At 71.6% G+C, this 25,667-nt stretch carries 23 protein-coding genes and 1 tRNA gene; 8 read left to right on the top strand and 16 right to left on the bottom strand.

The annotated features are described in order from the left end of the window. From ACOTKD_RS16695 to ACOTKD_RS16685, 3 genes are all read right to left on the bottom strand, one after another. On the bottom strand, positions 1–435 hold a 435-nt coding region (locus ACOTKD_RS16695; RefSeq protein ID WP_424889729.1), incomplete at its 3' end, for a PPOX class F420-dependent oxidoreductase. A 167-nt stretch (positions 436–602) separates the two neighbouring features. Further along, positions 603–1,904 (bottom strand): acyltransferase family protein, encoded by a 1,302-nt coding sequence (locus tag ACOTKD_RS16690; RefSeq protein ID WP_424889728.1) that lies wholly within the window; start codon positions 1,902–1,904, stop codon positions 603–605. A gap of 91 nt (positions 1,905–1,995) precedes the next feature. Beyond that, entirely contained in the window at positions 1,996–3,177 is a 1,182-nt protein-coding gene (locus ACOTKD_RS16685; protein ID WP_424889727.1) for an acyltransferase family protein, read from the bottom strand. Between the two features lie 187 nt (positions 3,178–3,364). Here ACOTKD_RS16685 and cysS point away from each other — a divergent pair, with 187 nt between their 5' ends. The 3 genes from cysS to ACOTKD_RS16670 all read left to right on the top strand — a co-directional run bounded on the left by cysS (position 3,365) and on the right by ACOTKD_RS16670 (position 7,653). Beyond that, positions 3,365–4,762: a cysteine--tRNA ligase gene (gene cysS, locus ACOTKD_RS16680; RefSeq protein WP_424889726.1), complete on the top strand. Its 1,398-nt coding sequence runs from the start codon at positions 3,365–3,367 to the stop codon at positions 4,760–4,762. A gap of 129 nt (positions 4,763–4,891) precedes the next feature. Further along, positions 4,892–5,845: a 23S rRNA (guanosine(2251)-2'-O)-methyltransferase RlmB gene (rlmB, locus tag ACOTKD_RS16675; RefSeq protein WP_424889725.1), complete on the top strand. Its 954-nt coding sequence runs from the start codon at positions 4,892–4,894 to the stop codon at positions 5,843–5,845. Between the two features lie 140 nt (positions 5,846–5,985). Then, the gene (locus tag ACOTKD_RS16670; RefSeq protein ID WP_424889724.1) at positions 5,986–7,653 is read left to right on the top strand and encodes a DoxX family protein; all 1,668 of its coding nucleotides are present in this window, start codon (positions 5,986–5,988) and stop codon (positions 7,651–7,653) included. A gap of 374 nt (positions 7,654–8,027) precedes the next feature. Here ACOTKD_RS16670 and ACOTKD_RS16665 read toward each other — a convergent pair whose 3' ends face one another. The 4 genes from ACOTKD_RS16665 to ACOTKD_RS16650 all read right to left on the bottom strand — a co-directional run bounded on the left by ACOTKD_RS16665 (position 8,028) and on the right by ACOTKD_RS16650 (position 11,240). Beyond that, on the bottom strand, positions 8,028–8,507 hold the full coding sequence (locus ACOTKD_RS16665; protein WP_424889723.1) for a hypothetical protein: 480 nt from the start codon (positions 8,505–8,507) through the stop codon (positions 8,028–8,030). 165 nt (positions 8,508–8,672) lie between these two features. Further along, positions 8,673–9,398, bottom strand: a complete 726-nt coding sequence (locus tag ACOTKD_RS16660) for a nucleotidyltransferase family protein (protein WP_424889722.1) — start codon at positions 9,396–9,398, stop codon at positions 8,673–8,675. A 72-nt stretch (positions 9,399–9,470) separates the two neighbouring features. Then, on the bottom strand, positions 9,471–9,878 hold the full coding sequence (locus ACOTKD_RS16655; RefSeq protein WP_424889721.1) for a hypothetical protein: 408 nt from the start codon (positions 9,876–9,878) through the stop codon (positions 9,471–9,473). Positions 9,879–10,106: 228 nt separating this feature from the next. Beyond that, positions 10,107–11,240 carry an ABC transporter ATP-binding protein gene (locus tag ACOTKD_RS16650; RefSeq protein ID WP_424889720.1) on the bottom strand — a complete coding sequence of 378 codons (1,134 nt, stop codon included), beginning with the start codon at positions 11,238–11,240 and terminating at the stop codon, positions 10,107–10,109. A gap of 229 nt (positions 11,241–11,469) precedes the next feature. Here ACOTKD_RS16650 and ACOTKD_RS16645 point away from each other — a divergent pair. After that, positions 11,470–11,543, top strand: a tRNA-Thr gene (locus ACOTKD_RS16645). 91 nt (positions 11,544–11,634) lie between these two features. Here the strand turns inward: ACOTKD_RS16645 and ACOTKD_RS16640 are convergent. After that, complete coding sequence (locus ACOTKD_RS16640; RefSeq protein WP_424889719.1) at positions 11,635–13,806, bottom strand: MMPL family transporter; 2,172 nt, start codon at positions 13,804–13,806, stop codon at positions 11,635–11,637. A 220-nt stretch (positions 13,807–14,026) separates the two neighbouring features. On the opposite strand from ACOTKD_RS16640, the gene ACOTKD_RS16635 reads away from it, so the two are divergent. Next, positions 14,027–15,172, top strand: a complete 1,146-nt coding sequence (locus ACOTKD_RS16635) for an aminopeptidase P family protein (protein ID WP_424889718.1) — start codon at positions 14,027–14,029, stop codon at positions 15,170–15,172. A 105-nt stretch (positions 15,173–15,277) separates the two neighbouring features. Here the strand turns inward: ACOTKD_RS16635 and ACOTKD_RS16630 are convergent, their stop codons facing one another. Both ACOTKD_RS16630 and ACOTKD_RS16625 read right to left on the bottom strand, forming a co-directional pair. Then, positions 15,278–16,891, bottom strand: coding sequence for an MFS transporter (locus ACOTKD_RS16630; protein ID WP_424889717.1), 1,614 nt, complete (start codon positions 16,889–16,891; stop codon positions 15,278–15,280). A 129-nt stretch (positions 16,892–17,020) separates the two neighbouring features. Beyond that, on the bottom strand, positions 17,021–18,028 hold the full coding sequence (locus tag ACOTKD_RS16625; RefSeq protein ID WP_424889716.1) for a zinc-binding dehydrogenase: 1,008 nt from the start codon (positions 18,026–18,028) through the stop codon (positions 17,021–17,023). 131 nt (positions 18,029–18,159) lie between these two features. Between ACOTKD_RS16625 and ACOTKD_RS16620 the strand changes: the two genes are divergently transcribed. Further along, entirely contained in the window at positions 18,160–18,852 is a 693-nt protein-coding gene (locus ACOTKD_RS16620; RefSeq protein ID WP_424889715.1) for a pentapeptide repeat-containing protein, read from the top strand. An 80-nt stretch (positions 18,853–18,932) separates the two neighbouring features. On the opposite strand, the gene ACOTKD_RS16615 is transcribed toward ACOTKD_RS16620, so the two are convergent. The 4 genes from ACOTKD_RS16615 to ACOTKD_RS16600 form a co-directional block, all read right to left on the bottom strand. Then, a complete protein-coding gene (locus tag ACOTKD_RS16615; protein ID WP_424889714.1) occupies positions 18,933–19,430 on the bottom strand; it encodes a hypothetical protein in 498 nt (165 codons plus the stop codon). Between the two features lie 149 nt (positions 19,431–19,579). After that, complete coding sequence (locus ACOTKD_RS16610) at positions 19,580–21,199, bottom strand: M4 family metallopeptidase (RefSeq protein WP_424889713.1); 1,620 nt, start codon at positions 21,197–21,199, stop codon at positions 19,580–19,582. A 443-nt stretch (positions 21,200–21,642) separates the two neighbouring features. After that, a complete protein-coding gene (locus tag ACOTKD_RS16605; RefSeq protein WP_424889712.1) occupies positions 21,643–22,323 on the bottom strand; it encodes a response regulator in 681 nt (226 codons plus the stop codon). Then, positions 22,320–23,447, bottom strand: coding sequence for a sensor histidine kinase (locus ACOTKD_RS16600; protein WP_424889849.1), 1,128 nt, complete (start codon positions 23,445–23,447; stop codon positions 22,320–22,322). The genes ACOTKD_RS16605 and ACOTKD_RS16600 overlap by 4 nt, the downstream gene beginning before the upstream one ends. Before the next feature lie 212 nt (positions 23,448–23,659). On the opposite strand from ACOTKD_RS16600, the gene ACOTKD_RS16595 reads away from it, so the two are divergent. Then, positions 23,660–24,205 carry a GlcG/HbpS family heme-binding protein gene (locus ACOTKD_RS16595; RefSeq protein ID WP_424889848.1) on the top strand — a complete coding sequence of 182 codons (546 nt, stop codon included), beginning with the start codon at positions 23,660–23,662 and terminating at the stop codon, positions 24,203–24,205. Positions 24,206–24,249: 44 nt separating this feature from the next. Further along, complete coding sequence (locus tag ACOTKD_RS16590) at positions 24,250–24,807, top strand: GNAT family N-acetyltransferase (RefSeq protein WP_424889711.1); 558 nt, start codon at positions 24,250–24,252, stop codon at positions 24,805–24,807. A gap of 33 nt (positions 24,808–24,840) precedes the next feature. Here ACOTKD_RS16590 and ACOTKD_RS16585 read toward each other — a convergent pair whose 3' ends face one another. Then, positions 24,841–25,035 carry an antitoxin gene (locus ACOTKD_RS16585; RefSeq protein ID WP_424889710.1) on the bottom strand — a complete coding sequence of 65 codons (195 nt, stop codon included), beginning with the start codon at positions 25,033–25,035 and terminating at the stop codon, positions 24,841–24,843. 228 nt (positions 25,036–25,263) lie between these two features. Next, positions 25,264–25,464, bottom strand: coding sequence for a hypothetical protein (locus ACOTKD_RS16580; RefSeq protein ID WP_424889709.1), 201 nt, complete (start codon positions 25,462–25,464; stop codon positions 25,264–25,266). Positions 25,465–25,667: the final 203 nt, after the last annotated feature.

Raw genomic sequence — 25,667 nt, 5'->3', positions numbered from 1 at the left:
GGGGGGCCGCGGGGGGGGGGGGGGGGCCCCCCCCCCCCCCCCCCCCTCCCGCGGCGTCACCCGCACGACCACCCGCTGCGCGTCGTCCTTCGCCGCCGGGTTGAAGTCGGCGTAGTCCTTGCCCGTGTACTTCCGTGAGAGCTCGTCGATCAGCTCCTGGCCGCCCTCGGTGGTGATCGTGGCCGTGCCGCGCACCTCGGCGTAGGTGTACGGAGCGTTCGGCGGGTTGATCATCACCGTGACGCGCGGGTCGCGGCGCATGTTCTGCTCCTTGCGCCGCCCGACGGTCGTGGAGATCAGCAGGTCGTCGCCGTCGCGCGTGAGCCAGGTGACCGTGAGCTGGGGGCTGCCGTCCGGCTGGACCGTGGCGACCGTCGCGAAGACGGGGGCGTCGTCGAGGAGCTTCTTCAGGTCGTCGGAGAGCGTGGCAACCACGGCGGTTCCTTCCCTGGGGAGCGTGCGCGTACGCGATCGCGCTCACCGTATGCCGCCGGCGCGGGAAAGGGGCGCGTACAAGCCGGGACAAGCCGGAACGCGCCCGTACGGGTCAGGGCCGGACCCGTGAGAGGTCCGGCCCTGACCCGTACGTCAGCGGTGGGGGCTCAGGTCCCGTCCGGCCGGCCCACGGCCACCCGGTCGCCCGGCTGCTGCTCGTACGTGCCCGTCTCGTACGCCCGCAGCCGCTGCGCCACCGCGCCCTCGCGGACCTCACCGCGCCCCGCGTGCTGCTCGGGCACCGGCGAAGCGCCCTGCGGAGCGCCCTGCGCGGCCCCCGGTGAAGCCGGCGCCGCACCGCGCCGCGGGGAGTGCTGCCGCACCTCCTCCATGCTGGAGCGCAGCACCTTGCGCAGCCTCGTGCCCAGCGGCCGTTCCACGAGCTTGTGCATCAGCCACGCCGCGCCGAGCATCACCACGACCAGGCTGATGACCAGCACGTGCCGGGGGATGCGGTCGCGCAGGCCGTAGATGACCGTCATGCCGATGTACTGGTGGAGCAGGTACAGCGGGTAGGTGAGCGCGCCCGCCGTGGACAGCCAGCGCCACTGGATCCGGTTGAACACGCCGCACGCGATCAGCGCCATCAGCACGAACGCGACGAAGACGATCACCCGGGCGGGCCAGGCGGGGATGTTGTGCGTGGTGTTGTCCGCGACGCGCCGCGTGATGTGGTGCTCGGCGAGGAGCAGCGACATGGCGGCGATGCCCCAGAGGAGCGCGTTGGGGCGGTAGCGGTACATCAGGTAGAAGGCGATGCCCGCGACGAAGTACGGCTGGTAGAGCGGCATCGCCCACTGGTCGAGGAGCTTGATGTCCGCCTGGACCGAGGCCAGTGCGACGACCGTCCACAGGACGCAGAAGAGCACGCACTTGCGGTACGTCACGCCCGTAGCCACGACGACCGCGAACATTACGTAGAACTTCAGCTCGATGAAGAGCGTCCAGTAGACGCCGTCGACGTCCCAGACCCCGAGCCCCGACTGGAGCATGGTCAGGTTGGTGAGGACGCCGTCGAAGCCACCGTTGATCTGGCGCACCTGCGGCCACAGCGTGACGACCGCGGCCGTCAGGAGGATCGCGACCCAGTAGGCGGGGTAGACCCGCGACACCCGGGAGATGAAGAAGTCCCCGAGCGAGCGGCCCCACGTGCTCATACAGATCACGAAACCGCTGATGAGGAAGAAGATCTCGACGCCCGTCCAGCCGTACTGGGCGAACTTCCACAGGTTGGGGAAGATGTGCTCGGGGTCCTGGCCCCAGCCTCCCCGCAGCGCCACGTAGTGGAAGAAGACGACCATGAGGGCGGCGACGATCCGGAGCCCGTCCAGGACGTAGAGCCTGGGAGCCGCAGGTTTCTGTCCGGCTACCAGGCCGCCATCGAGATCTCCTCGGCTGGCGAAACGCATGTGGTCCTCTCCATCGGGCTCAGGACGGCTCATCCTACGAGGGCCGTCCGCGGGCATGCTGACACAAGGACCCCCCGGCCCGCCGTGACAGTTATCTCCTGTCTCTGCCGTAATTCCAACCCCCGGCCTGGAACGTCTCCGAGGTGATCTTGTGACGATCTTGTGGGGGGCCGGACAGACCGGTACGGATCTCCGCCGCCGAGCGCTGCAGACCGCGCCGCAGCAACCCGGCCAGCGGCCGCTCCACCAGGCGGTGCACCAGCCACGCGGTCACCAGCATCCCCGCCACCAGCGCGGGCAGCAGGACGGCCGGGGGCACGTCACGGGCCGTCCGCCGGATCACCAGCCAGCCCACGCGCTCGTGGATCAGATAGAGGGGATAGGTCAGCGCGCCGGCCGTGGTCAGCCACCGGTGCGTGAGCCGGCGCGTCCAGCCGAGCGCGACCGCCGCCATGACGGCGAAGAACACGGCCAGCAGCACCGCCGTCGGCCAGTGCGGCACCCGGTGGCCCATGTGACCCTCCGCACGCGCCTGGGCCGCCACCAGGCAGTGCTGGGCGACGAGGAAGCACCCGGCGACCAGCAGCCACAGCGCGAGGTTCGGGCGGTGGCGGTGCATGAGGTAGAAGGCGATGCCCGCGATGAAGTACCAGCAGTCCTCCGGCAGCAGCACCTGGTCGAGCAGCGGCTCGTCCACCGCGGCCGCGACGGCCGCCGCGAAGCCCCAGACCACGCAGAAGCCGACCGCCCGCGCGTACGTGAGCCCCTTCCCGGCGACGACGAGGGCGAAGAGCAGGTAGAAGCGCAGCTCCACCCAGAGCGTCCAGTACACGCCGTCGACGGCGTCCACCCCGAGGGGGGACTGGAGCATGGTCAGGTTGACCGCGACGTCACGCGAGCGGAGGGTTTCGTCCGCCACCGGCCACAGACAGACGACGAGGGCGACGGCCAGGACGGAGAACCAGTACGCGGGGAAGAGCCGGGTGACGCGCGACACGGCGAACTCGCCGGGCCCCCGGCCCCAGCAGCTCATGCAGATCACGAAGCCGCTGATCATGAAGAACAGCTGCACCCCCAGCCAGCCGTACGACGCCGGCACGTGAGCGGCGGGGAAGACCTCCGGCGGCGTCCCCGGCCACGCCCCGCTGCCGAACGCCACGTAGTGGTACGCCACCACCATCAGCGCCGCGCACAGCCGCAGCCCGTCCAGTGCGGCCAGCCGGGCGCGCCCGCGGCTTCCGTCGTGCTGTACGGGCAGCAGAGTGGGGTGCAACGCCCCTCCAGGGGAGAAGGTGAGGCAGTGCCCGGGAAGCTATCACGCAGATCTGTACTTTTGCCGTATTAGGCCGTATTAGGAAGATAGGGGACAAGGGGTGTGGTTCCCCCTCGGAACCTCTCGTTCCATCCCTTCCGCGCCCCGATTGCCGGGGGCACTGCCGAACGCCCACTACTCTGGTTGCGTGACCATTCGCCTGTACGACACCAGCGCCCGGCAGATCCGCGACTTCTCCCCGCTCACTCCGGGCTGCGTCTCGATCTACCTGTGTGGCGCGACCGTGCAGGCCGCCCCGCACATCGGCCACATCCGCTCCGGCCTGAACTTCGACATCCTCCGCCGCTGGTTCACCTACCGCGGCTACGACGTCACCTTCGTCCGCAACGTCACGGACATCGACGACAAGATCATCAACAAGGCCGCCGACCAGAACCGCCCCTGGTGGTCCATCGGCTACGAGAACGAGCGCGCCTTCAACAACGGCTACGACGTCCTCGGCTGCCTGCCGCCCACCGTCGAGCCCCGCGCCACCGGCCACGTCACCGAGATGGTCGAGATGATGCGCGGCCTCATCGAGCGCAGCTACGCCTACGAGGCCGACGGCAACGTCTACTTCGACGTGCGCTCCTTCCCCGGCTACCTGCAGCTCTCCAACCAGGAGCTGGACAACCTCCTCCAGCCCTCCGGCGAGGGCGAGACCGGCAAGCGCGACCCCCGCGACTTCGCCATGTGGAAGGCCGCCAAGCCCGGCGAGCCCTCCTGGGAGACCCCGTGGGGCCGCGGCCGCCCCGGCTGGCACCTGGAGTGCTCCGCCATGGCCCACAAGTACCTGGGCACCGCCTTCGACATCCACGGCGGCGGCCTCGACCTGATCTTCCCCCACCACGAGAACGAGATCGCCCAGGCCAAGGCCTTCGGCGACGACTTCGCCTCGTACTGGGTGCACAACGCCTGGGTCACCATGAGCGGCGAGAAGATGTCGAAGTCCCTCGGCAACTCCGTCCTCGTCTCCGAGATGGTCAAGCACTGGCGCCCCATCGTCCTGCGCTACTACCTCGGCACCCCGCACTACCGCTCGATGATCGAGTACAGCGAGGAGGCCCTGCGCGAGGCCGAGGCCGCGTTCGCGCGGATCGAGGGCTTCATGCAGCGCGCCACCGAGCTGGCCGGCAAGACCGTCGAGCCCGCCGCCGAGGTCCCGCCCGCCTTCGCCGAGGCCATGGACGACGACCTGGGCGTCCCCCAGGCCCTCGCGATCGTGCACACCACCGTCCGCCAGGGCAACTCCGCCCTGACCGCGGACGACAAGGAGGCCGCCGTCGCCCGCCTGGCCGAGGTCCGCGCCATGCTCGGCGTCCTCGGCCTCGACCCCCTCGACGAGCAGTGGGCCGGCGCCTCCGCCGGCCGCGGCGACGACCTCCACGGCGTCGTGGACTCCCTGGTCCGCCTCGTCCTCGACCAGCGCCAGGCCGCCCGCACCCGCAAGGACTGGGCCGCCGCCGACGCCATCCGCGACCAGCTCCAGCAGGCCGGCCTCGCCATCGAGGACACCCCGTCGGGACCGCGCTGGTCGCTGTCCTGAGGGACACTTTTCGTACGTACGTAGTAGGCAACCGCCGGACCGAGTCCGGCGCAGCCGTCCAAAGCCCGCAGGGCTCCGCCGGGACCGGTCGGTGCGAAGGCGGCAGAGTAGAAGAAGTCAGGTGACCCCATGGCCGGCAACAGCCAGCGCAGGAACCGCCGCACGTCCAACAAGAAGGGCGCGACGGTCGGCAGCGGCGGCCAGCGGCGCCGGGGCCTGGAGGGCAAGGGCCCGACCCCGCCCGCCTCCATGCGCAAGGGACACAAGAAGAACCGTCTCGCCAACGCCCAGGCCAAGCAGGCGGCGGCCCGCCGCCCCGCCCCGCGCCGCGGCGGCCCCAAGGGCCCCAACGAGCTCGTCGTCGGCCGCAACTCCGTCGTCGAGGCGCTGCGCGAGGGCGTGCCCGCCAAGACCCTCTACGTCCAGCAGTACCTGGACAACGACGAGCGGGTCCGCGAAGCCCTCCAGCTCGCCACGGAAAAGGGCCTCAACCTCATGGAGGCCCCCCGTCCCGAGCTCGACCGCATGACGAACGGCCTCAACCACCAGGGCCTCGTCCTGTCGGTCCCGCCCTACGAGTACGCCCACCCCGAGGACCTCACCGCCGCCGCCTTCGACGACGGCGAGGACCCGCTGATCGTCGCCCTCGACGGCATCACCGACCCGCGCAACCTCGGCGCCGTCGTCCGCTCCGTCTCCGCCTTCGGCGGCCACGGCGTGGTCGTCCCCGAGCGCCGCGCGGCCGGCATGACCGCCAGCGCCTGGAAGACCTCCGCCGGCACCGCCGCCCGGACGCCCGTCGCCCGCGCCACCAACATGACGCGGATGCTCGAGTCGTACCAGAAGGAGGGCCTGATGGTCGTCGGCCTCGCCGCCGACGGCGACGTCGAGCTCCACGAGCTGGAGGCCCTCGAAGGCCCGGTCGTCATCGTCGTCGGCAGCGAGGGCAAGGGCCTCTCCCGCCTCGTCGGCGAGACCTGCGACTTCCGCGTGCGCATCCCGATGCCGGGCGGCGCGGAGTCGCTCAACGCCGGTGTCGCGGCGGGCGTCGTGCTCTACGAGGCCGCGCGCCGCCGGGCCTGACAAAACTCTCCTCAAGCGCAGGACGGGCCGGTTCACCGGCCCGTCCTGCGCTTGAGCGCGTAATTGACGAGTCCCGTTGACGCGACCCGGACAGTTCGACTCGGTCAAGGCAGTGTCCTAATCAGAAGTCACTCGGTTAGATGAGTGTGGACACCAGAACACCCCGCACACCCACGGGGGGAAGCTCTTCCGGGTACGACGACCAGCCCGCGCTGAGTACGGTGAAGGTTCCGTCCGACCCGGCGCAGATCGCCGTCAACCACGTGAGTTTCCGCGTGCAGCTCGCCCGGCCCCCGCGCGTCGCCCGCCAGTACGCAGGCATCGCCGACACGGCGCAGCTGCCCACCGTCAAGAGCACGCCCAAACGGCGCGCTCCCGTGGTGTGGAGCGGGCGGGCCGCACCCGGCGACGCGGCGCCCACCGAACTCCTGCAGGCCGTACGGGACTCCGCCGTCACCGACGCGGGCTCCACCCAGGTGCTGCCCCGCATCCGCGTCGGCGACCAGCCCCCCTCCGTCGTCGGCCCCCGCAGCCACGGCGAGCGCACCGGCCCCGGCGAGCTCGTCGACGCCGCCGGCCCCGCCGCCCCCGAGACGCAGCTCCTGCACGGCGTCCGCCCCACCGGCAGCGCGTACGACGAAGACCGCTACCGCTATCCGCAGTTCGGCGGCCCGGACGACCCCGACGGCTACGACGCGGAATACGACGACGAGGGCGCCGAGGGCGCGGACGGCGAGGAGGGCGCCACCAAGCGCCACCACGACTCCGTCCGGCACGCCTACTACCCCGGCCGCCGGATGAACCTCGGCGTCGTCCTGCTGCCCCTGCGGATCTTCCTCGGCCTGATCTCCATCTACGCCGGCATGGGCAAGCTCTGCGACCCCGTCTACTTCGACGGCGGCAAGCGCGGCTCCATGGTCGCCTGGCTCACGGCCCTCCACCCCTGGCCCGCCGCCGAGCCCCTGCGCGACCTCGCCCTCGCCCACCCCGTGGGCGCCGGCCTCACCGTCGCCTTCCTCCAGGTCGTCGTCGGCGTGCTGACCATCTTCGGCCTCTGGCAGCGCCTCGCCGCCTCCGTCGGCGTGCTGCTGTCCGCCGTCCTGATCGTCACCGTCAGCTGGCGCAGCACCCCCGTCTACGACGCCCCCGACATCATCTACCTGGCCGCCTGGAGCCCCCTCGTGATCGCCGGGGCGCCCTTCTACTCCATCGACGGACGCCTCGCGGGCGAGGCCTGGCGCCGGCTCGGCCCGCGCGCCGAGCTGTGGGACCTGCGGCGGCGCGTCCTGCGCCGCGGCACGATCATGGCCACGGTCGTCATCGGCCTCACCCTGCTGGTCGGCTCCACCCTCGGCGGCGCCGTCCGCTCCTCCCAGACCGTCAAGGTCCCCGGCCCCAGCGACCCCCCGATCAACAACCTCCCCGGCTCGCCGTACCCGCAGAGCCCCACCGCCGCCACGCCGCGCGGCGGCACCCACGGCCCGTCGGCCGCCGGCACCCCCACGCCCACGGCCCCCGGCACCCACTCGGCGACCCCGTCCGCGACCGCCCCGGCCGCGCCCGGCGCCGCCCGTACCCCCACCGGCGCCGCAGCGGGCGGCGCGGGCCGGCCCGGCGCCAGCCAGGGCGTCCGCCCCGCCCCGCAGACTCCGCGGCACCAGGCCCCGCCGGCCGCGCCGCGCAGCCCCTCGGGCGGCTCGTCGGCCTCCAGCGGCGCGGGCAGCACGTCGAGCAGCACCGGCGGCGGCTCGTCCTCCGGCGGCTCGTCCGGCGGCGGCACGGGGGCGCTCGGCGGCCTCCTGGGCTGAGCGGCCTTCCGCCGAAGCGACGGCCCCCGCACCCTTCCGGGTGCGGGGGCCGTCGCTGTGGAACTGCACCACCGGCGGGAAGCACCTGCGCGATGGCGGCGCGCCACGACGGCGAGGGTCCGGCGGAATCGGCGCTCACCGGCGCACCTGGACGAGTCATTCCGAAGTGATCGTGTTCAGCTTGCCGATGGGCCAAGGGGCCATTCGATGGCCTGCTGCCGGCCCGTGGGCATGCACGCCTCCTGCGCCAAGGCGGGCTTTGCGTCCCTCGAGAAGCCGGCGAAGTGGATGACGCTCGCCGCACAATGGAGGCCGGAGCCGGTGCTGCTTGTCCCGGGCCGCTCACGGCAGCTGCCGAATCCCTCCACGGGGTTTCAACTCAGCTGGTCGCGCACGAGATCAAGGAATGCCTGTCGGCTCGGACGTATGTGTGCCCAGACCTTCTCATCCTGTGGCTCTCCCGGGTCTTCGGGGCCCTTCCTGATCACCTCCTGTACTGCCCACGCGAGGCTGCGTGCCGCTTCGCTGACCTCAGGCGTGCACAGCACGTGGATCGTCTTCTGCATCACCCACACCCTGTCAAGGACCTGCCTTGCCCGGGCCTGCCACTGCTCGTCAGCCAGGTTGTGGTGATACCGATCCACCGCGACTCGTTCAGCTTCCTGCACCGCAGACAGAAATTCGATGAGGTGAGTGAGACGCTCGTTGCGGCGCGCCTCGGCAAGTTCACGAACACTGCGGCGCGCCTCGCTGCGTTCCAAGGCGCGTCCTGCCGAGCGCTGGGCCAGCATCGACATGAGCCCGCCGAGCAGGACGCCGATGAGCGGCGCAAGCGTTGTCCACACAACGTCCAACTATGACATCGATGGCATGGGCATGGCACGGGGGTTCGGGCAATCCCGGGCCGGGACCGGGACGGACGCGCAGACGGAGACCGATCTGGCACAACCACAAGACCGGACAGCCGGTCACACGGTCCCTGATCGCCTACGACCACTGATCACTTCGGAATGACTCATCTAGGCGCCGGCCAGCTCCTTCGCCGCCTCCGTCAGGTCCTTGGCGGTGTCGATGGCCCGCCAGTACGCGCCGTGCGGCAGCGGATAGCCCGCGAGGCGCCGCTCGCGCGCCAGCCGGGGGAACGTCGTGCGCTCGTGGTCTCCGCGCTCCGGCAGCATGCCGGTGAAGGCGGCGGAGAAGACGTAGACGCCCGCGTTGATCAGATACGGGGAGGGCGGGGACTCGATGAAGTCCAGCACGTGCCCGAACTCGTCGGTCTCGACGGCCCCCCAGGGGATCCGGGGCCGGGCCAGGGCCAGGGTGGCCGCCGCGTCACGCTCGTGGTGGAAGGCGGCCATCTCGCGCAGCGAGAAGCGGGTCCAGATGTCGCCGTTGGTGGCGTACCAGGGCCGGTCGGGGTGGGGCAGCGAGGCCGCCGCGAACTTCAGGCCGCCGCCCCGGCCGAGCGGCTCCTTCTCGACGACGGTGGTCACCCGCAGCGGCAGTTCGGCCGACACGAGCCAGTCCTGCAGGACCTCTGCCAGATGGCCGCACGAGACCACGGCGTCGGTGACGCCCTCGGCGGCCAGCCAGGCCAGCTGATGGCCGATGATCGGGGTCCCGGTGCCGGGGATCTCGACCATCGGCTTGGGTCGGTCGTCGGTGTACGGGCGCAGCCGCGACCCCTGGCCGCCGGCCAGGATCACGGCTTGGGTGGGGTACGGATACGCGTGCGTGCCGGTCATGCCCCGCACGATATGCGGTGCCGTCCGCGGGCGGACCGGTGGTGGCGCGGCAGCCGTGCCCCGTGGCGGTGGTCAGCGGGCCTGGACGCCGGAGGCGTACGAGGTGTCGCAGACGGGCCGGGCGTAGCTCTGGGCCTGCTTGGGGCCGTACTTCGCGACCGCCGCGCGGCCGAGGCTGCGTGCGATCTCGACGCAGTGCCGGGCCAGCGAGGGGCGGCCGTTGGTGGCCTGCTGGAGGTGGGTGAGGGCGACGCCCGGGTTCTTCTCCTGCATCTCGGTCAGCAGCTTGTCGCGCAGCACCTCGTGCGGGGCGAGGCCGCGGGCCTGGGTGGAGGCGGTGTTGGAGGACGCGGTGAGCACCTGCGAATCGGCAGGCGCGGCCCACGGGACGCGGGTCACCGCGAGGGTTCCCGAGAGGACGAGAACGACGGGGAGTACGAAGGCAAGGGTTCTGCCGATGTGGCGGGCGGCCTGGTTCATGCCGCAGATGGTAGCGAGGGGTAATGACGCCGCGACATCTAGTCACCCGGTCGAGGGATATGTCAGGGGGTGCGACGTGTCGCCGAGTTGACGCACGGCGCTCGAAAAGGGCGATCTGCCGGGGAAAACGGCAACCGGTGCGACTTCGACCCGAAAAACACCCCGCCCCCGGCCTTTTGGCGGCACGGGGGCGGAGGTTTCGTCCGGGCGGCGGGCCCGGCGCCGGCGTCAGTCGCTCAGGCGCTCGCCGGAAGAGGTCGAGAAGACGTGCAGCTCACCCGGGCGCGGGACGACGTGCAGGATCGAGCCCTTCTCGGGCACGTTGCGGCCGTTCACGCGGACGACGAGGTCCTTCCGCTCGCCGCCGACCTCGGCCGTGCCGTACACGTATCCGTCGGCGCCGAGCTCCTCCACGACATTGACGGTGACGGCGAGGCCCGCCGGGGCGTCCTTCGACTCCTTGCCGAGCGACCTGGCCGCCTCGCCGTTCTGTTCGATCACGTCGAAGTGCTCGGGGCGGACACCCACCGTGACCGTGCGGTCACCCTTGCCGGTGCCCGCGAGCGCCTCGCGCGACACCGGGACGACGCTGTTGCCGAACTTCACGCCGCCGTCGGTCACCGGCACCTCGACCAGGTTCATGGCCGGCGAGCCGATGAACCCGGCGACGAACAGGTTCGCCGGCCGGTCGTACATGTTCCGCGGCGTGTCGACCTGCTGCAGCAGCCCGTCCTTGAGGACGGCCACGCGGTCGCCCATCGTCATGGCCTCGACCTGGTCGTGGGTGACGTAGACCGTGGTGATGCCGAGCCGGCGCTGCAGCCCGGCGATCTGCGTGCGCGTCTGCACGCGCAGCTTCGCGTCGAGGTTCGACAGCGGCTCGTCCATCAGGAACACCTGCGGCTCGCGCACGATCGCCCGCCCCATCGCCACGCGCTGGCGCTGACCGCCCGAGAGCGCCTTCGGCTTGCGCCCCAGGTACTCGGTGAGGTCCAGGATCTTCGCCGCGTCCTCCACCTTCTGGCGGATCTCCGACTTGGGCACGCCCGCGATCTTCAGCGCGAAGCCCATGTTGTCGGCGACGGTCATGTGCGGGTAGAGCGCGTAGTTCTGGAACACCATGGCGATGTCCCGGTCCTTCGGCGGCAGATGGGTGACGTCGCGGTCCCCGATCCTGATCGACCCTCCGTTGACGTCCTCCAGCCCCGCGAGCATCCGCAGCGAGGTGGACTTCCCGCACCCGGACGGGCCGACCAGGACGAGGAACTCACCGTCCTCGATGGCGATGTCGAGCTGGTCGACGGCGGGCTTGTCGGCCCCGGGGTAGATCCGGGTGGCTTTGTCGTACGTGACCGTGGCCATGGTGATGCGGTCCCTTCACCGGCAGGAACGTGCCGGACGATCCGAGTAGAGGGAGTGGTCCAGTCCATTTGGACCGGGTTGGGGGTGACGGTACCCGGGGGAGGGCCTTGTGTCACTGGCGGAGGCGCGGCTCAAGGCCCTGGTTTCACCGGCAACAAGCCTGTGGCTGGTGGAACGGGGCGCTGTGTAGAGTGGTGCCGCGTCCGCGGGCAGTGTTCGCGCACGTCAGGCCGCCTTAGCTCAGTTGGCCAGAGCGTCGCTCTTGTAAAGCGAGGGTCGTCGGTTCGAATCCGACAGGCGGCTCAGGAAAGCGCAGCTCAGCGCAGCGAGGGCCCTCCGCGAAGGATCGCGGAGGGCCCTCGGTCTTTGCGATCGCCTACGGACCGCTGACTCTTCAGCTGTGGATCTCCTCCTCCACCCCCCGGTGGCGGCCCCGGCCCTGGGCGGGGACCGTCTCGGCCGCGGAGCCGGCCCGCGGGGCGTCCTGGTGGCCCGGCCACCAGGCCTTGTGGCCCAGGAGGGACGTGACCGTCGGGACGAGCAGCATGGCCATCACGAAGGCCGTGAGCAGTATGCCGAAGGCGACGGCGAAGCCCATCTGCTGGAGCATCGAGTTGTCGGCCAGCAGGAGGACGCCGAAGGTGCCGGCGAGGATGACCGCGGCGGAGGCGATGGTGGGGGCCGAGCGGGCGACGGCGGTGCGGACGGCCTCGCGGGCCGGGACGCCGCGCCGGACCTCCTCGCGCAGGCGGGCGACCATGAGGATGTTGTAGTCGGTGCCGATGGCGACGACGAAGAGGTAGACGATGACCGGCAGCATGAACAGCAGGCCGTTCTTGTGCTGGAGGTCCTGGAAGAGCCAGACCGTGGAGCCGAGGGTGGCGCCGAAGCCGAGGGCGACGGCGATCATCAGGTAGAGCGGGGCGACGAGGCTGCGGAGCAGCAGGCCCAGGATGATCATGATCGCGAGGCCGGCGATGGGGAAGACGAGCTTGTAGTCGTGGTTGACGGCCTTCTCGACGTCGGCGAGGACGGCGGAGGTGCCGCCGACGTAGGCCTTGGCGCCGTCGGGTGCGGCCTTGTGGGCGCTGTCGCGCAGCGTGCCGCCCGCGAGTTCGATGGCCTTGTCCTCGGTGGGGCGGTACTTGAGGACGACGCTGTACTGGGCGACGGTGCCGTCGGGGCTGACGACCGGGTCGGAGACGCCGCCGACGCCGTCGATCCCGGCGAGCTCCTTCTTGTACGTGCCGAGGGCGCCCTTGTCGAGGGTGCCGCCGCGGGATTCGACGTAGACCATGGCGGGGTCGGACTGGCCGGCGGAGAAGCCGCGCTGGAGGTCCTTCATGGCCTGGACCGACTCCAGCTTCTGCGGCAGCTGGCTGTCGGTGTCGAACTCGGCCTTGAAGCTGAGGGCGCCGAGGGCGAGGACGGCCAGGACGGCGGCGGAGAGCGTGGCGATGACGGCGGGGCGGCGGGCGACGAGCGCGCCGAGGCCGCCTGCGACGCGGTTGCGCGGGCGCTTCTTCCAGGCCTTGGAGGGCCAGAAGGCCTTGGTGCCGAGCAGGGAGAAGACGGCCGGCACGAGGGTGAGGGCGGCGACGAGGGTCACGCCGACGGCGATGGCGAGCGAGGGGCCCATCGCTCGCATCATGCCCATGGTGGAGAGCAGGAGGGCGAGGAAGGCGACGATGACGGCGCCGGCGGCGGAGGCGATGGTCTCGCCGACGCGGGCGACGGCGTTGGTGAGGGCCTCCTTGGGCTGCTGTCCGGCGCGCAGTTCCTCGCGGTAGCGGAAGAGCAGGAAGAGGATGTAGTCGGTGCCGACGCCGAAGAGGACGACGATGAGGATGGCGGAGATGGAGGTGTCGGCCTTGAGTCCGCCGAGGTGGGCGGCGGTGCCGATGAGTCCGAGGGCGACGGCGAAGACGAGGGCGATGATGAGGACGGGCATCAGCGCTATCAGCGGGCTGCGGAAGATGACCAGCAGCAGGACGACGATCAGGAGGAGCGTGGCCGACATGATCATCGAGTCGGTGTCGCCGGAGGACTCCTGGGCGTCCAGGTTGGTGGCCGCCTGACCGGTGAAGCCGGCCTTGAGGTGGGTGCCGTCCAGCAGGCCCTTGGCGTCCTCGCGGAGGTCCTTGACGGCGTTGGGCAGGGTGCCGTCCTGGGAGTTCCTGTCGGTCGCGACGATGTTGGCGAGGGCGATCTCGCCGTTGGGGGAGACGGCCTGCGGGCTCGTCGCGATGCGGGCGACGCCCTTGCGGTGCTTGTCGTCCAGGCCGCGGGTGACCTTGGCGACGTCGGCGCGGTCGGCGTCGGTGAGCTTTCCGCCGTCGGAGCGCTGGAAGACGACGATGGCGGAGGGCTGTTCGGTCTTGGGGAAGGCCTTTTCCTGGAGTTTGCCCGCCTGCACGGATTCATAATGCGAAGGAAGGAATTCCGTTTCATCGGTCGTGGACTTCAGCCCCGGTGCCAGCAGGACGAGGGCCACTGCGGCGACGATCCAGCCGGCGATGGTCAGCCATGGTCGGTGGACGGCGAACCGCCCGACTCGTCGGAACATGCTTGGTGCTCCTAGCTAGGTGATTCCCGCGGTCGCTTCAGGTGGGCGGACGGCAGGCAAGGCATGAACACGCTAGACAGCCCCGAATTGCCTCCACAACAAAATCGCCGGGAAATCGGTCCTGGGTCGGGGTCGCTCTCATCCGGCCGGATGAGGGAGTGTCACCCGTGGGGTAGAGAAACGCGGCGCCGGGCGCCTTCGTCAGGATTACTCTGCCCCCATGAGCGATGCCGCCGCCCCCGCCCCGACCCCGCCCGGTGGATCCTCGGGCGGGCCGGCCTATGCCGACCGCCTGGAGCGCGCCGCCGTCGAGGCCGCCGACTCCGGCCTGGCCGGTCTGATCGTCACACCGGGCCCCGACTTGGACTGGCTCACGGGCTACCGCCCGCCTCCCACCGAGCGGTTGACCGCCCTGCTGATCGCGCCGGGCGAGCGGCCGCGGCTGCTCGTCCCCGCCCTGGAGCGGCCCGACGCCGAACGTGCCCCGGCGGCACCGTCGTTGTCGGTCACCGGCTGGAGCGACGGCCAGGATCCGTACGCGGCGCTGGCCCCGCTGCTCCGGCCGAGGAGCCGCTACGGCGTCTCGGACAATGCCTGGGCGCTGCACCTGCTGGGTCTGCAACGGGCCTGCCCGGAGGTGTCGTACGGGGCGTTCACCGAGGTCATGCCGATGCTGCGGGCGGTGAAGGACGCCTACGAGGTGGAGCGGCTCGCGGCCGCGGGCGCGGCGGCGGACGCCGCGTACGAGGACGTGTCGGGGCTGCAGTTCGAGGGCCGGACGGAGCGGGAGGTGGCGGCCGACCTGGCGCGCCTGCTGCTCGAACACGGCCACAGTCAGGTGGACTTCACGATTGTCGGATCCGGTCCGAACGGTGCCGATCCGCATCATGAAGCGGGCGACCGGGTCATCGAGCTGGGTGACATGGTCGTCATGGACTTCGGCGGCCTGAAGGATGGCTACGGCTCGGACACGACGCGTACGGTGCACGTGGGGCTGGCGACGGCCGAGGAGCGCAAGGTGCACGACGTGGTGCGCGAGGCGCAGCAGGCGGCGTTCGAGGCGGTGCGGCCGGGCGTGGCGTGCCAGGAGGTCGACCGGGTGGCGCGGCAGGTCATCCGGGCGGCGGGGTTCGGGGAATACTTCATTCACCGTACGGGGCACGGCATCGGTGTGACGACGCACGAGCCGCCGTATCTGGTGGAGGGCGAACACCTGCCGCTGGTGCCGGGGATGTGTTTCTCCATCGAACCGGGGATTTATCTTCCGGGGCGTTTCGGTGTGCGGATCGAGGACATCGTCGTGTGCACGGAGTCGGGTGGGCGGCGGTTGAACAATACGGCGCACGGGATGCGGGTGGTGGCGTAGCGGCCACCGGTTCCGCCCCGGGGTCCCGGGTGGTTTACCGGGTCATTTGCGGAGGGCGGCGGCGCACGGGGCCGGCGGTTTTCGCGGGGGCGTTCGCCGGGGTGGTCATGTGGGGCCGTCCCCCGGCTCGTGGGCGCGCATGTGGTGCCGTTCCTCGGCCTCGGCGGTCTCCGTGCCGGGCGGGCTCGCCTCGACGTCCCCGAGGGGGCTCGCGTGCTCGGGCGGTCCGGCCGTGACCAGGATGCCGGCGACGAGGCCGGCGAGGAGCATGATCCCCGAGCCCCAGGCGATCGCGACGTGGAAGCCGTGGACGACGCCGGTCTTGACGACGGTGTCGCGGGCGGCGGGGGTCAGGGCGCCGCCGGTCGCCGCGGCGGTGGCTGCGGCGGTCTTGAGGTGGGCGGTGATGTAGGCGGCGCTGGTGGACGTGGCGATGGTGTTGAGGAGGGCGGTGCCGATGGAGCCGCCCACCTGCTGCGCGGTGTTGACCGTGGCGGAGGTGACGCCGGCGTCCTGCGGGGCGACGCCTGCGGTGGCGGTGGCCATGACGGGCATGAAGATCAGGCCCATGCCGAGGCCGACGAGGAGCTCGGCGGGCAGGACGTGGCTGGCGTAGGCGGGCTCGACGGGCAGGAACGTGAGCAGGAACAGCCCGCCGGCGGCGAGGACGGCACCGGGCACCATGAGCGCCCGCGGGGGCACGTGGTTCAGCAGGCGGGCGGAGATCTGGGTGGACCCGGCGACGATGGCCGCGGTCATGGGGAGGAACGCGAGGCCGGTCTTCACGGGGGAGTAGCCGAGGACGACCTGCAGGTAGTAGGTCATGAACAGGAACATGCCGAACATGGCGATGACGGCCAGGCCCATCGTCAGGAACGCCCCGCCGCGGTTGCGGTCGCGGACGATCTGCAGGGGGAGCAGCGGGCTCGGCGCGCGGCTCTGCCACCACGCGAAGGCGCACAGGAGCGCCACGCCGCCGCACAGCAGGCCGAGGACGAGCGGGTCGCCCCAGCCGCGCGGCTCGGCCTCGCTGCAGGCGTAGACGATGCAGACGAGGCCGCCGCAGCCCAGGAGGACGCCGCGGATGTCCAGGCGGGGGCGTTCGCCGCGGCGCCGGTCGTCGTGGAGGAAGGCTCCGGCGCCGAGCAGGGCGGCCAGGGCGATCGGCACGTTCACGTAGAGGCACCAGCGCCAGTCGAGGTATTCGGTGAGCAGGCCGCCGGCGATCAGTCCGATCGCGGCGCCGCCGCCCGCGATGGCGCCGTAGATGCCGAAGGCCTTCGCGCGTTCCTTGCCGACGGTGAAGGTGGTGGTCAGCAGGGAGAGCGCGGAGGGGGCCAGGAGCGCGGCGAAGGCGCCCTGCAGGGCGCGGGCCATGAACAGCAGGCCGGAGGTGTGCGCGGCGCCGCCGAGGGCGGAGGCGGCGGCGAAGCCGACGAGGCCGGTCATGAAGGTGCGCTTGCGGCCGGCCAGGTCGGCGATCCTGCCGCCGAGGAGCAGCAGGCCGCCGAAGGCCAGGGTGTAGGCGGTGATGACCCACTGCCGGTTGCCGTCCGACATGTGCAGGGCGCGCTGTGCGGACGGCAGGGCGATGTTCACGATGGTGGCGTCCAGGACGACCATCAGCTGGGCGATCGCGATGACGACCAGGGCCCACCAGCGGCGGGGGTCGGGTGCGGAGGGGGATATCGGTATGGGGCCTGTGTCCGAGGAACTCATGGGACCCGCTCTCACGGCCGTACGTGCAGAGATCCGCACTCCAGCGTAGGCCGGACGGGTGAGGGACGCCTGTCGAAGGCGGGACTCCGTTTATGGGACGGGTTCTGTGAGCTCTACGGGGCGGCGGTGCTACGGGACGAGCACCACCTTGCCGACCGTGCGCCGGGTTTCGAGGGCCCGGTGGGCTTCGGCGGCCTCGGTGAGGGGGAAGCGGGTGACCAGCGGGGTGACGCGGCCCTCGGCGGCGTCGGCGAGGGCCGTGGCCTCCAGGCGGCGCAGTCCTTCGGGGCCGCCGACGCGCTCCAGCATGGCGGGGCCGAGGACGTTGCGGGAGGTGATGCCCCGCTCGGCGAGCTCCTCCTCGCCGAGGGTGAACGACGGTCCGCTGCTGGTCAGGCCGTCGGCGGACCAGCCGAAGACCAGGTGGCTGCCGCCGGGGCCGAGCAGGCCGACGGCGGCGCGGGCGGCCTCGCCGCCGACCCCGTCGAAGACGACGGTGGCGGCCCGTCCGCCGAGGGCCGCGCGGGCGGCGTCCGGCCAGGCGGGGTCGGTGTAGTCGAGGGCGGTGTCGGCGCCCAGGGCGCGCACGCGCTCCGCCTTGACGGGGCCGCCGGCGAGGCCGATGACGGTGGCGCCGGCGTTCTTGGCGTACTGCACGAGGAGGGCGCCGATGCCGCCGGCGGCGGAGGTCACCACGGCGACGTCCTTGCTGCTCAGCTCGGCGAAGCCGAGGACGGCGAGCGTGGTGCGGCCGGTGCCGATCATGGCGATGGCCTCGGCCTCGCCGAGCCCGTCGGGCAGTTCGTGCACCTTCTCGGCGGCGGTGACGGCGAGCTCGGCGTAGCCGCCGGGGACCATGCCGAGGTGGGCGACGACGCGCCGGCCGAGCCAGCTCGGGTCGACCCCTTCGCCGAGGGCGTCGACCGTGCCGGCGACCTCGCGGCCGGGGATGGTCGGCAGTTCGGGTGCGGTGTGGACGGCACTGGTGTAGCCGGAGCGCAGGGCGGTGTCGAGCAGGTGCACGCCGGCGGCGGCGACGGAGATCCGGAGCTGCCCGGGGCCGGGCACAGGGTCCTCGACGTGCTCGTGGACGAGGTTCTCGGCGGGGCCGAAGGCGTGCAGTCGTACGGCGTGCATGGCGGTCTCCAGGGCGTTCTGCGGGGCGTTCTGCGTGACGCGTGTCGCGCTGTTGATGCCCTTGAGTCTTCAACCTCAGCCAAGGTTGAGGTCAAGTGCCGTTGTCAGTGCCCTGTGTCACCGTGGACGGCATGACGACTCACGGCGGGAAGCGGACGGCGGCGGCGTTCCCGGAGGTGAAGCTTCCGGAGGTGCGGCTGCCCCCGCTGCGGCCGCACGACGGCACGGAGCTGGAGCCCGAGGGCGACTACGACGGCCTCGCGTTCACGGACGCCTCCTTCGCGGGGCAGTCGGGCATAGGCGCCCGCTTCCTGGACTGCGGGCTCTACCGCTGCGCCCTGGACGAAACGGAGCTGGTGGCGGCCCGGTTCACGGACTGCGTGCTGGACGGGGTCCGCGGCGTGGGCACCGACCTGTCGAAGGCCGGCCTGCGGGACGTGGAGATCCTGGACGCCCGGCTCGGCGGCACCCAGCTGCACGGGGCGGCGCTGGAGCGGGTCGTCGTCCGCGGCGGCAAGATCGACTATCTGAACCTGCGCGGGGCGGCCCTGAAGGACGTCACCTTCGAGGGCGTCGTCCTCTCCGAGGCCGACTTCGGCGGCGCCCGGCTGGAGCGCGTCGTCTTCCGCGACTGCACGCTGCGCCGCGCCGACTTCACGGGGGCCCGGATGACGGACGTGGACCTGCGGGCGGTGACGCAGCTCGACATCGCCCGCGGCATCGAGCACCTGTCGGGCGCGGTGATCAGCCCGTCCCAACTCCTGGATTTGGCTCCGGCGTTCGCGGCGCAGATAGGCGTACGGGTGGAGCCGGCGGCCGGGTGACGGCCGCGGAGGGGTGAGGGGCGTGGAGGGGTGAGGGCCGCGGAGAGCTGAGAGTCGCGGGAGGGCCGGGGTCCGCGGTGCTAGACGCGCGGGAAGCGGGCCTGCAGGTCCCAGATGACGGGGTTGTCGGCGAGGCCCTCGTGCATGTCGCACAGGTCGGCGATCAGGTCGTGCAGGAAGTCGCGGGCCTCGCGGCGCAGCGCGCGGTGGTCGAAGGTGAGCGCGGGCTCGTCGGCCGGCATCCAGTCGGCGGAGACCTCCACCCAGCCGAAGCGCCGCTCGAAGAGCATGCAGTCCGTGGACTCGGTGAAGTCGAGCTCGGCGAACTGCGTGGTCGCCGAGCGGTTGCCCCGCGGGTCGCGGTCGATCTGCTCGATGACGTCGCACAGCGCCCAGGCGAAGTCGAGCACCGGCACCCATCCCCAGGCTGTGGACAGCTCGCGGTCCGTCTTCACGTCGGCGATGTAGACGTCCCCGCAGAACAGGTCGTGCCGCAGGGCCCGCACGTCGGCGGTGCGGTAGTCCGTCTGCGGCGGGTCGGGGAAGCGTCGCGAGAGCGAGTAGCCGAGGTCGATCACGCCTCGATGGTGTCACGGCGGCGGGCCGGACGCGTAAACGTGTACGAGCGGGCCGGTGGCCCCGGGCGGACGCGGACGAGTCCGGGGTGCCCCGCGTCGGCGGCGGGGCACCCCGGACTCATGTGCGGTTGATCGTTACTGCTTGATCGTTACTTGACGTTGATCCCGGTCCAGGCGGCGGCGACCGCCTTGTACTCCGCGCTGGTGGAGCCGTAGAGGTCCGCGGTGGCCTTCAGGGTGCCGGTGCGGGCCGCCTTGTAGTTGGTGGTGGAGGTGAAGTACGTGGTCAGGGCCTTGTACCAGATCTTGGTGGCCTTGTCCCGGCCGATGCCGGTGACCTTGACGTTGTTGTAGGTCGGGCTGTCGTACGACACGCCGTTGACCGTCTTCGCGCCGCTGCCCTCGGACAGCAGGTAGAAGAAGTGGTTGGCCGGGCCCGAGGAGTAGTGGACGTCCAGGCGGCCGAGCGAGGAGGACCAGTAGTCCTTGGACCCGCCGTCCTTGCTGGGCTTGTCCATGTAGCGCAGCGGGGTGCCGTCGCCGTTGATGTTGATCTGCTCACCGATGAGGTAGTCGCCCTTGTCGGTGGAGTTGTTGGCGTAGAACTCGGCGGCGGTGCCGAAGATGTCCGAGGTGGCCTCGTTGAGGCCGCCGGACTCGCCGCTGTAGACCAGGCCGGCCGTGGCGGAGGTGACGCCGTGGCTCATCTCGTGCGCGGCCACGTCGAGCGAGGTCAGCGGGTTCTTGTTGCCCTCGCCGTCGCCGTAGGTCATGCAGAAGCACTCGTCGTCCCAGAAGGCGTTGACGTAGCTGTCGCCGTAGTGGACGCGGGAGTACGCGGCGACGCCGTCGTTCTTGATGCCGGTGCGGCCGAGCACGTTCTTGTAGAAGTCCCAGGTCACGGCCGCGCCGTAGTGGGCGTCGACGGCGGCCTTCTGGTCGCCGTCGCCCCAGGTGTCGGTGGGGTTGGTGAAGAGGGTGCCGGTGCCGTCGGTGCCCTGGGAGAGGTTGTAGGTCTTGTGGCCGCCGCGCTCGCCGTCCTGGAGCTGGTAGCCGTCGCCGCCCTTGGTGGTGGAGAGCGGGACGGTGCCGCTGTAGGTGCTGGTGCCCGTGCCGGTCTCGATGGCCTCGCGCTGGAACAGCTTCTTGCCGGTGTTGGCGTCGGTGATCACGTGCAGCTTGCTGGGCGTGCCGTCCTTCTGGACGCCCGTGACCACGGTCTCGTAGGCGAGGACGGGCTTGCCCTCGGCGGCCCAGACGACCTTGCGCGGCGCCCGCTCGGCGCCGGCCTTGGCGGTCTTCTCGTCCGCGGCGGCGCTGAGCGCGCTCTTCTTCGCGGCGGCGGGGGCCTGGGCCGGGGTGGTGCTGGGCACGGATATCTCGGCGTCGGTCGCCTTGTCGACGCTGCGCGAGCCGCTCTTCGCCTCGTGCACGACGAGGTCGCCGCCGAGCACCGGCAGGCCGTCGAAGGTGCGCTCGTAGCGGGTGTGGACCGTGCCGTTCGCGTCCTTGATCACGTCACGGACGACGAGCTTCTCCTTGCCGCCCAGGCCGAGCTTCGCGGCGGTGGAAGGAGCCGCGGACTGCGCGTCCTTGATCGCGGCGACCCGCTGCCCTGCGGAGACGGCGAGGGGCGAAGCCTCGCTCGCCTTGTCGGGGGTGGCGCTCGCGGAGCCGGTCTGCACGGCCACGACGACCATGGCGGCGGAGGCGACGAGCGCGGCGGCGCGCAGGGTGTTCTTGCGGGAGGTGGAGGTGACGCTTCTCAACTCTGTCTCCTATGTGCGGGCCGTGAACTCACGTCCCTTTGAGGGGGGTTAGGGCAGCACGGGTTACGGCTGCCCGGTGGTGCAGGAGTGGTGCAGGAGTGGATTGAGGAGAGAGTGCCATCCCCCGACCGACATTGACAGGGGCGCAACAAGGATTTGATCTGTCGTTCTCCGAAACGCGGTTGATTGGTTCCGCTATGCGGTGAACTGGCCGGGGCTGGTCTGGACTTGAAATCCGCCGTATCTCAGTTCGAGGGCAGTAGTTGTATGCGATCTGATGAGATTGCATACAAGCGGAGTGCCGCGGACCGCTACAGGCCGCCGGCCAGGCTAGGGCCGGCGGCATCAAGACCGCGTGAAGTCAGGGCGAAAATCGGACGAACGCCGGGGTGTCCGGACCAACGCCGGGCCGCCGGGCGAACATCGGGGCGCGCGGGCGGGCATCAGGGCAGCAGGCGCTGCTCCTTCGCCACGGCGACCGCGCCCGACCGCGTGTCGACGCCCAACTTGTCGTAGATCCGCCCCAGATGGGTCTTCACCGTCGCCTCGCTGATGAACAGAGCGCGAGCGATCTCCCGATTGCCCAGCCCGCGGGCGAGTTGACCGAGGATGTCCCGCTCGCGGTCGGTGAGCGCGGGCCGCCCCGCGCCGCGCACCCGTGCCATGACGCGGCTCGCGACGGGCGGCGACAGCGTCGTACGCCCCTCGGCCGCCGCACGGATGGCCGAGAACAGCTCCTCCGGGCGCTCGGCCTTCAGCAAGTACCCCGTTGCTCCCGCGTCGATGGCGCGGGTGATGTCGGCGTCCGTGTCGTAAGTGGTGAGGACGAGGACGTGCGGACTGCCGCGTTCCGTTCCTGCGGCGGCTTCCGCGACGATGCGGCGCGTCGCCTCGATCCCGTCCATGCCCGGACCCAGTTGAAGGTCCATCAGGACGACGTCGGGACTCAGCCGGGCGGCCAGCACGACCGCTTCCTCGCCGCCGCCCGCCTCGCCCACGACCTCGATGCCCGGCGCGCTGGACAGCAGCGCCAGCAACCCGGCCCGGACGACGGCGTGGTCGTCGCACAGCAGAATGCGGATGGGACGAGGGGGTTCGGGGCTGGTCACGGGGACTGCGGTCACGGGGACTCCAGGGGAACGCACACGGAGACGACGGTGCCCTCGCCGGGCGCCGACTCGATGGTCAGGGTGCCGCCGAGCTGCCGCACGCGCGCCCGCATCGCCGGCAGGCCGTGCCCGCGCCCGCCGGCGGGGGAAGGGGGCGCGCCCGGCGCGAACCCGCGCCCGTCGTCGGCGACGTCGAGGACGACCTGGTCACCGAGGTAGCTCAGGGTGAGGGCGGCCGTCGCCGCGCCCGCGTGCTCGCGGACGTTCGCCAGGGCGCCCTGGGCGATCCGCAGCAGCGCGGCCCGCACCCCGTCCGGCAGCGCGACCGGGGTCCCGTCGAGGTGGAAGAGCACGGGCGTCCCGGTTCCCTCGGCCGTCTCCGAGGCGGCCAGCGCCCGCAGCGCGTCCTCCAGCCGTGCGCCGCCGTCGAACTGCGGAGCGGCCAGGTCGTTGACGAACCGGCGGGTCTCGGCCAGGCCGCGGGCGGCGATGTCGGCGGCGGTACGGGTGTGGCGCCGGGCGGCCTCCGGGTCCGCGTCCCAGGTCCGGTCCGCGGCCTGCAGCAGCATGCGCTGGCTGGACAGGCCCTGGGCCAGGGTGTCGTGGATCTCCATCGACAGCCGCTGCCGCTCGGCCAGCGCCCCCTCGCGGCGCTCGGTCGCGGCCAGTTCGCGGCGCGTGCGGACCAGGTCGTCGATCAGGGCGCGCTGCCGCTCCGTCTGGCGCTGGGTGTGCAGGAAGGCGGCGGTGGCGATCGCGGCCACGGCGGGCGGGGCGAGCACGAGGGTGGGGTCGAAGCCGTGCGACAGCCGGAGCTGGGCCACCACGACCAGGCCGGTGAGGAAGGCGACCAGGAGGACGGCGGCGCGGGCGGGCAGCGTGCGCAGCCCCGTGTAGAGCAGCGGCACCGAGCACCACGCGAAGCTCGGCGCGAGCACGACGAGGACGGCCCACGTCGCGACGACGGCGGCCAGCCACAGCAGCTGCGGCCGGGGGCGGACGAAGGCCGGGCTCAGCACGTAGAGCAGGGCGAGCAGCACGCTGAGGACGGTGATCCACGGGGTGCGGGGCTCGCCCGGATGCCGGATGAGGAAGCGGGCGAAGGAGGCGGAGAGGAGCAGGAAGAAGGCGGCGTGCATGACGAGGGCGAGGCGGCGGGCGCCGGGGTCGTCATCGTCGGGAATGGTCACCTCCTGTTCCTAACCCGCGCAGCGGGCTCTCGCATCAGCCGATCGGTTGACCCCGGGGGCAGCCGGGACGTCGATGCCGGGGCGCCCGCGGCCGCGAACGATGGAGGGACAAGCGACCACTGGCCTGTTGAGGAGCCGAAATGAACGCTGTGAAGTCCGTCCTGGGCAAGCTCTCCGTCCGGAGCCGGGTGCTCGTGGGCGCGGCCGGTGCGGCCGTCGTCGCCGCCGGTACGTTCGGGGCGGTCTCCGCGACCGCCTCGCCCGCGGCGGAGCGCCAGGCTCCGGTGTCCGTGGCCGGCAGCGGCGTGACCGAGTCCGCGCACCTGTCGGTGGACGCGGCGGCGCGCGCCGCCCAGGCCGCCCTGGCCGCGGCGAAGAAGGAGGGCCAGAAGGTGTCCGTCGCGGTGGTCGACCGCAACGGCAACACGCTGGTGACCCTGCGCGGCGACGGCGCGGGCCCGCAGTCCTACGAGTCGGCCGTGCGGAAGGGCTTCACGGCCGTCTCCTGGAACGCTCCCACCTCGGAGCTCGTCAAGCGCCTCCAGAGCGTCCCGAACCTCAAGGACATCCCCGGCACGCTGTTCCTGCCGGGTGGTACGCCGGTCCAGGTCAAGGGCGCGCCGGTGGCCGGGATCGGTGTGGCCGGGGCCCCGAGCGGCGACCTGGACGAGAAGTTCGCGCAGGCGGGCGCGGCGGCGCTGCGTTAACCTGCGGGGCCAGGGCGTACGGCAGTACGAAGGGGCGGGGAGCCATGCGGATCGTCACGGTGCCGGAGGCGGAGACCCCGCCGGAGCTGCGGGCCGGCGCCGAGGCCCTGCGCGAGCAGGCGTGGCCGGGCGGCGGGCCCCACGACCCGGCTCTGCGGCCCGTCGCGATGCTGCTCGTCGCACCGGACGGCGGCGTACGGGCGGCGCTGGACATCCTCTCCAAGGAGATCACCCACGGCGGCCGGACGTACCGGGCGTCCGGCCTCAGCGCGGTCGTCACGGACACGGCGCACCGCGGCAAGGGACACGGGCGGCAGCTGGTGGCCGCCGCCCGTGAGGTGATCGCCGCGAGCGGTGCGGACGTGGGGCTCTTCACCTGCGACCGCCCGCTGCAGCCCTTCTACGAGAGTGCGGGCTGGCGGACCCTCCCCGGAGCGGTGCTGATCGGCGGCACGCCGCGCGACCCCTTCCCCAGCGACCAGCCCGGCTTCGACAAGGTCACCATGGGCGCCTTCTTCACGGCGCGGGCGCGGCGCGATGCGGCCGCGTTCGAGCAGAGCCGCATCGGGCTCTACCCGGGGGAGACCGACCGCCTGTGGTGACGGCCGTGGCGAACCCGGGGCCGGACCCCGGGGTCAGGTCGGCGGCCGGTCCTCGGGCCGCTCCTGGGTGCCCAACTGCTCGTTGATCTTCTGCTGGGCGGTGTCGACCTGGCTCTGGTACTTGTTCTCGGTCTTGGCGTCGAACGCGTCGCCCGCCTTCTCGACACCCTGCCGGGCTGTGTCCTCATGGCCCTTGAGCATGGACTTGAGCTTGTCGAGCATGGACATGGCCGTCCTCCTCACGGAACGCTGGCCCAACCAGCATCGCCGCATTCGGTGCGGCCCGCATCCGCGGCCGTAGCCCTGGGCTTCACTCAGCGATGACCCGCCGAAGCCGTGGTGACGGCCCCGTGCGTCACCCCGTACTGGTGTAACCGCAGCTCCAGCACTTGTACACGCCGTTGCCCATCTGCTGCATCATGTTCTGGCAGTTCGGACAGGCCAGGGCCAGGTGCTTCAGGGGGCCGCGGCGCCCAGCCCCTTGGGGCACGCGGGGCAGACGCCGCGCACGATCACCGGGGACGTTGCGTCGCCGGGATTCTCCGCCACGACGACGACCCGAAGGGGCTGCCGGCACCCCGGGCAGAGCTCGGGCTCGCGGTCCCGGTCCCTGATCGCCGCGGCAAGAATGCGTTCGAGCGAGTCGCCGTCGTCCATGGTGCGTGAGTCCTGTCTCCACGGGTCCCCTCCTTGGGTACACCTACCCGCCCCGAAGAAGCCCAACTCCGCTGCTCAGCAGGTGGTTACGGAGTGTGCGCAACCGGACGGTGGTGTGGTATGGGCGGGCAAGCTCCTCTTGGTTCTACCCAGCTTCGCGGGGCTCCCAGCCCGGCGTCGGGTTCGTGGCGCACCAGGGGCGC

Source organism: Streptomyces sp. XH2 (assembly GCF_049725035.1).
Lineage (GTDB): Bacteria > Actinomycetota > Actinomycetes > Streptomycetales > Streptomycetaceae > Streptomyces > Streptomyces roseoverticillatus.
Note: the sequence above shows the minus strand (reverse complement) of the source record. Positions and strands in the feature narration are given on the sequence as shown.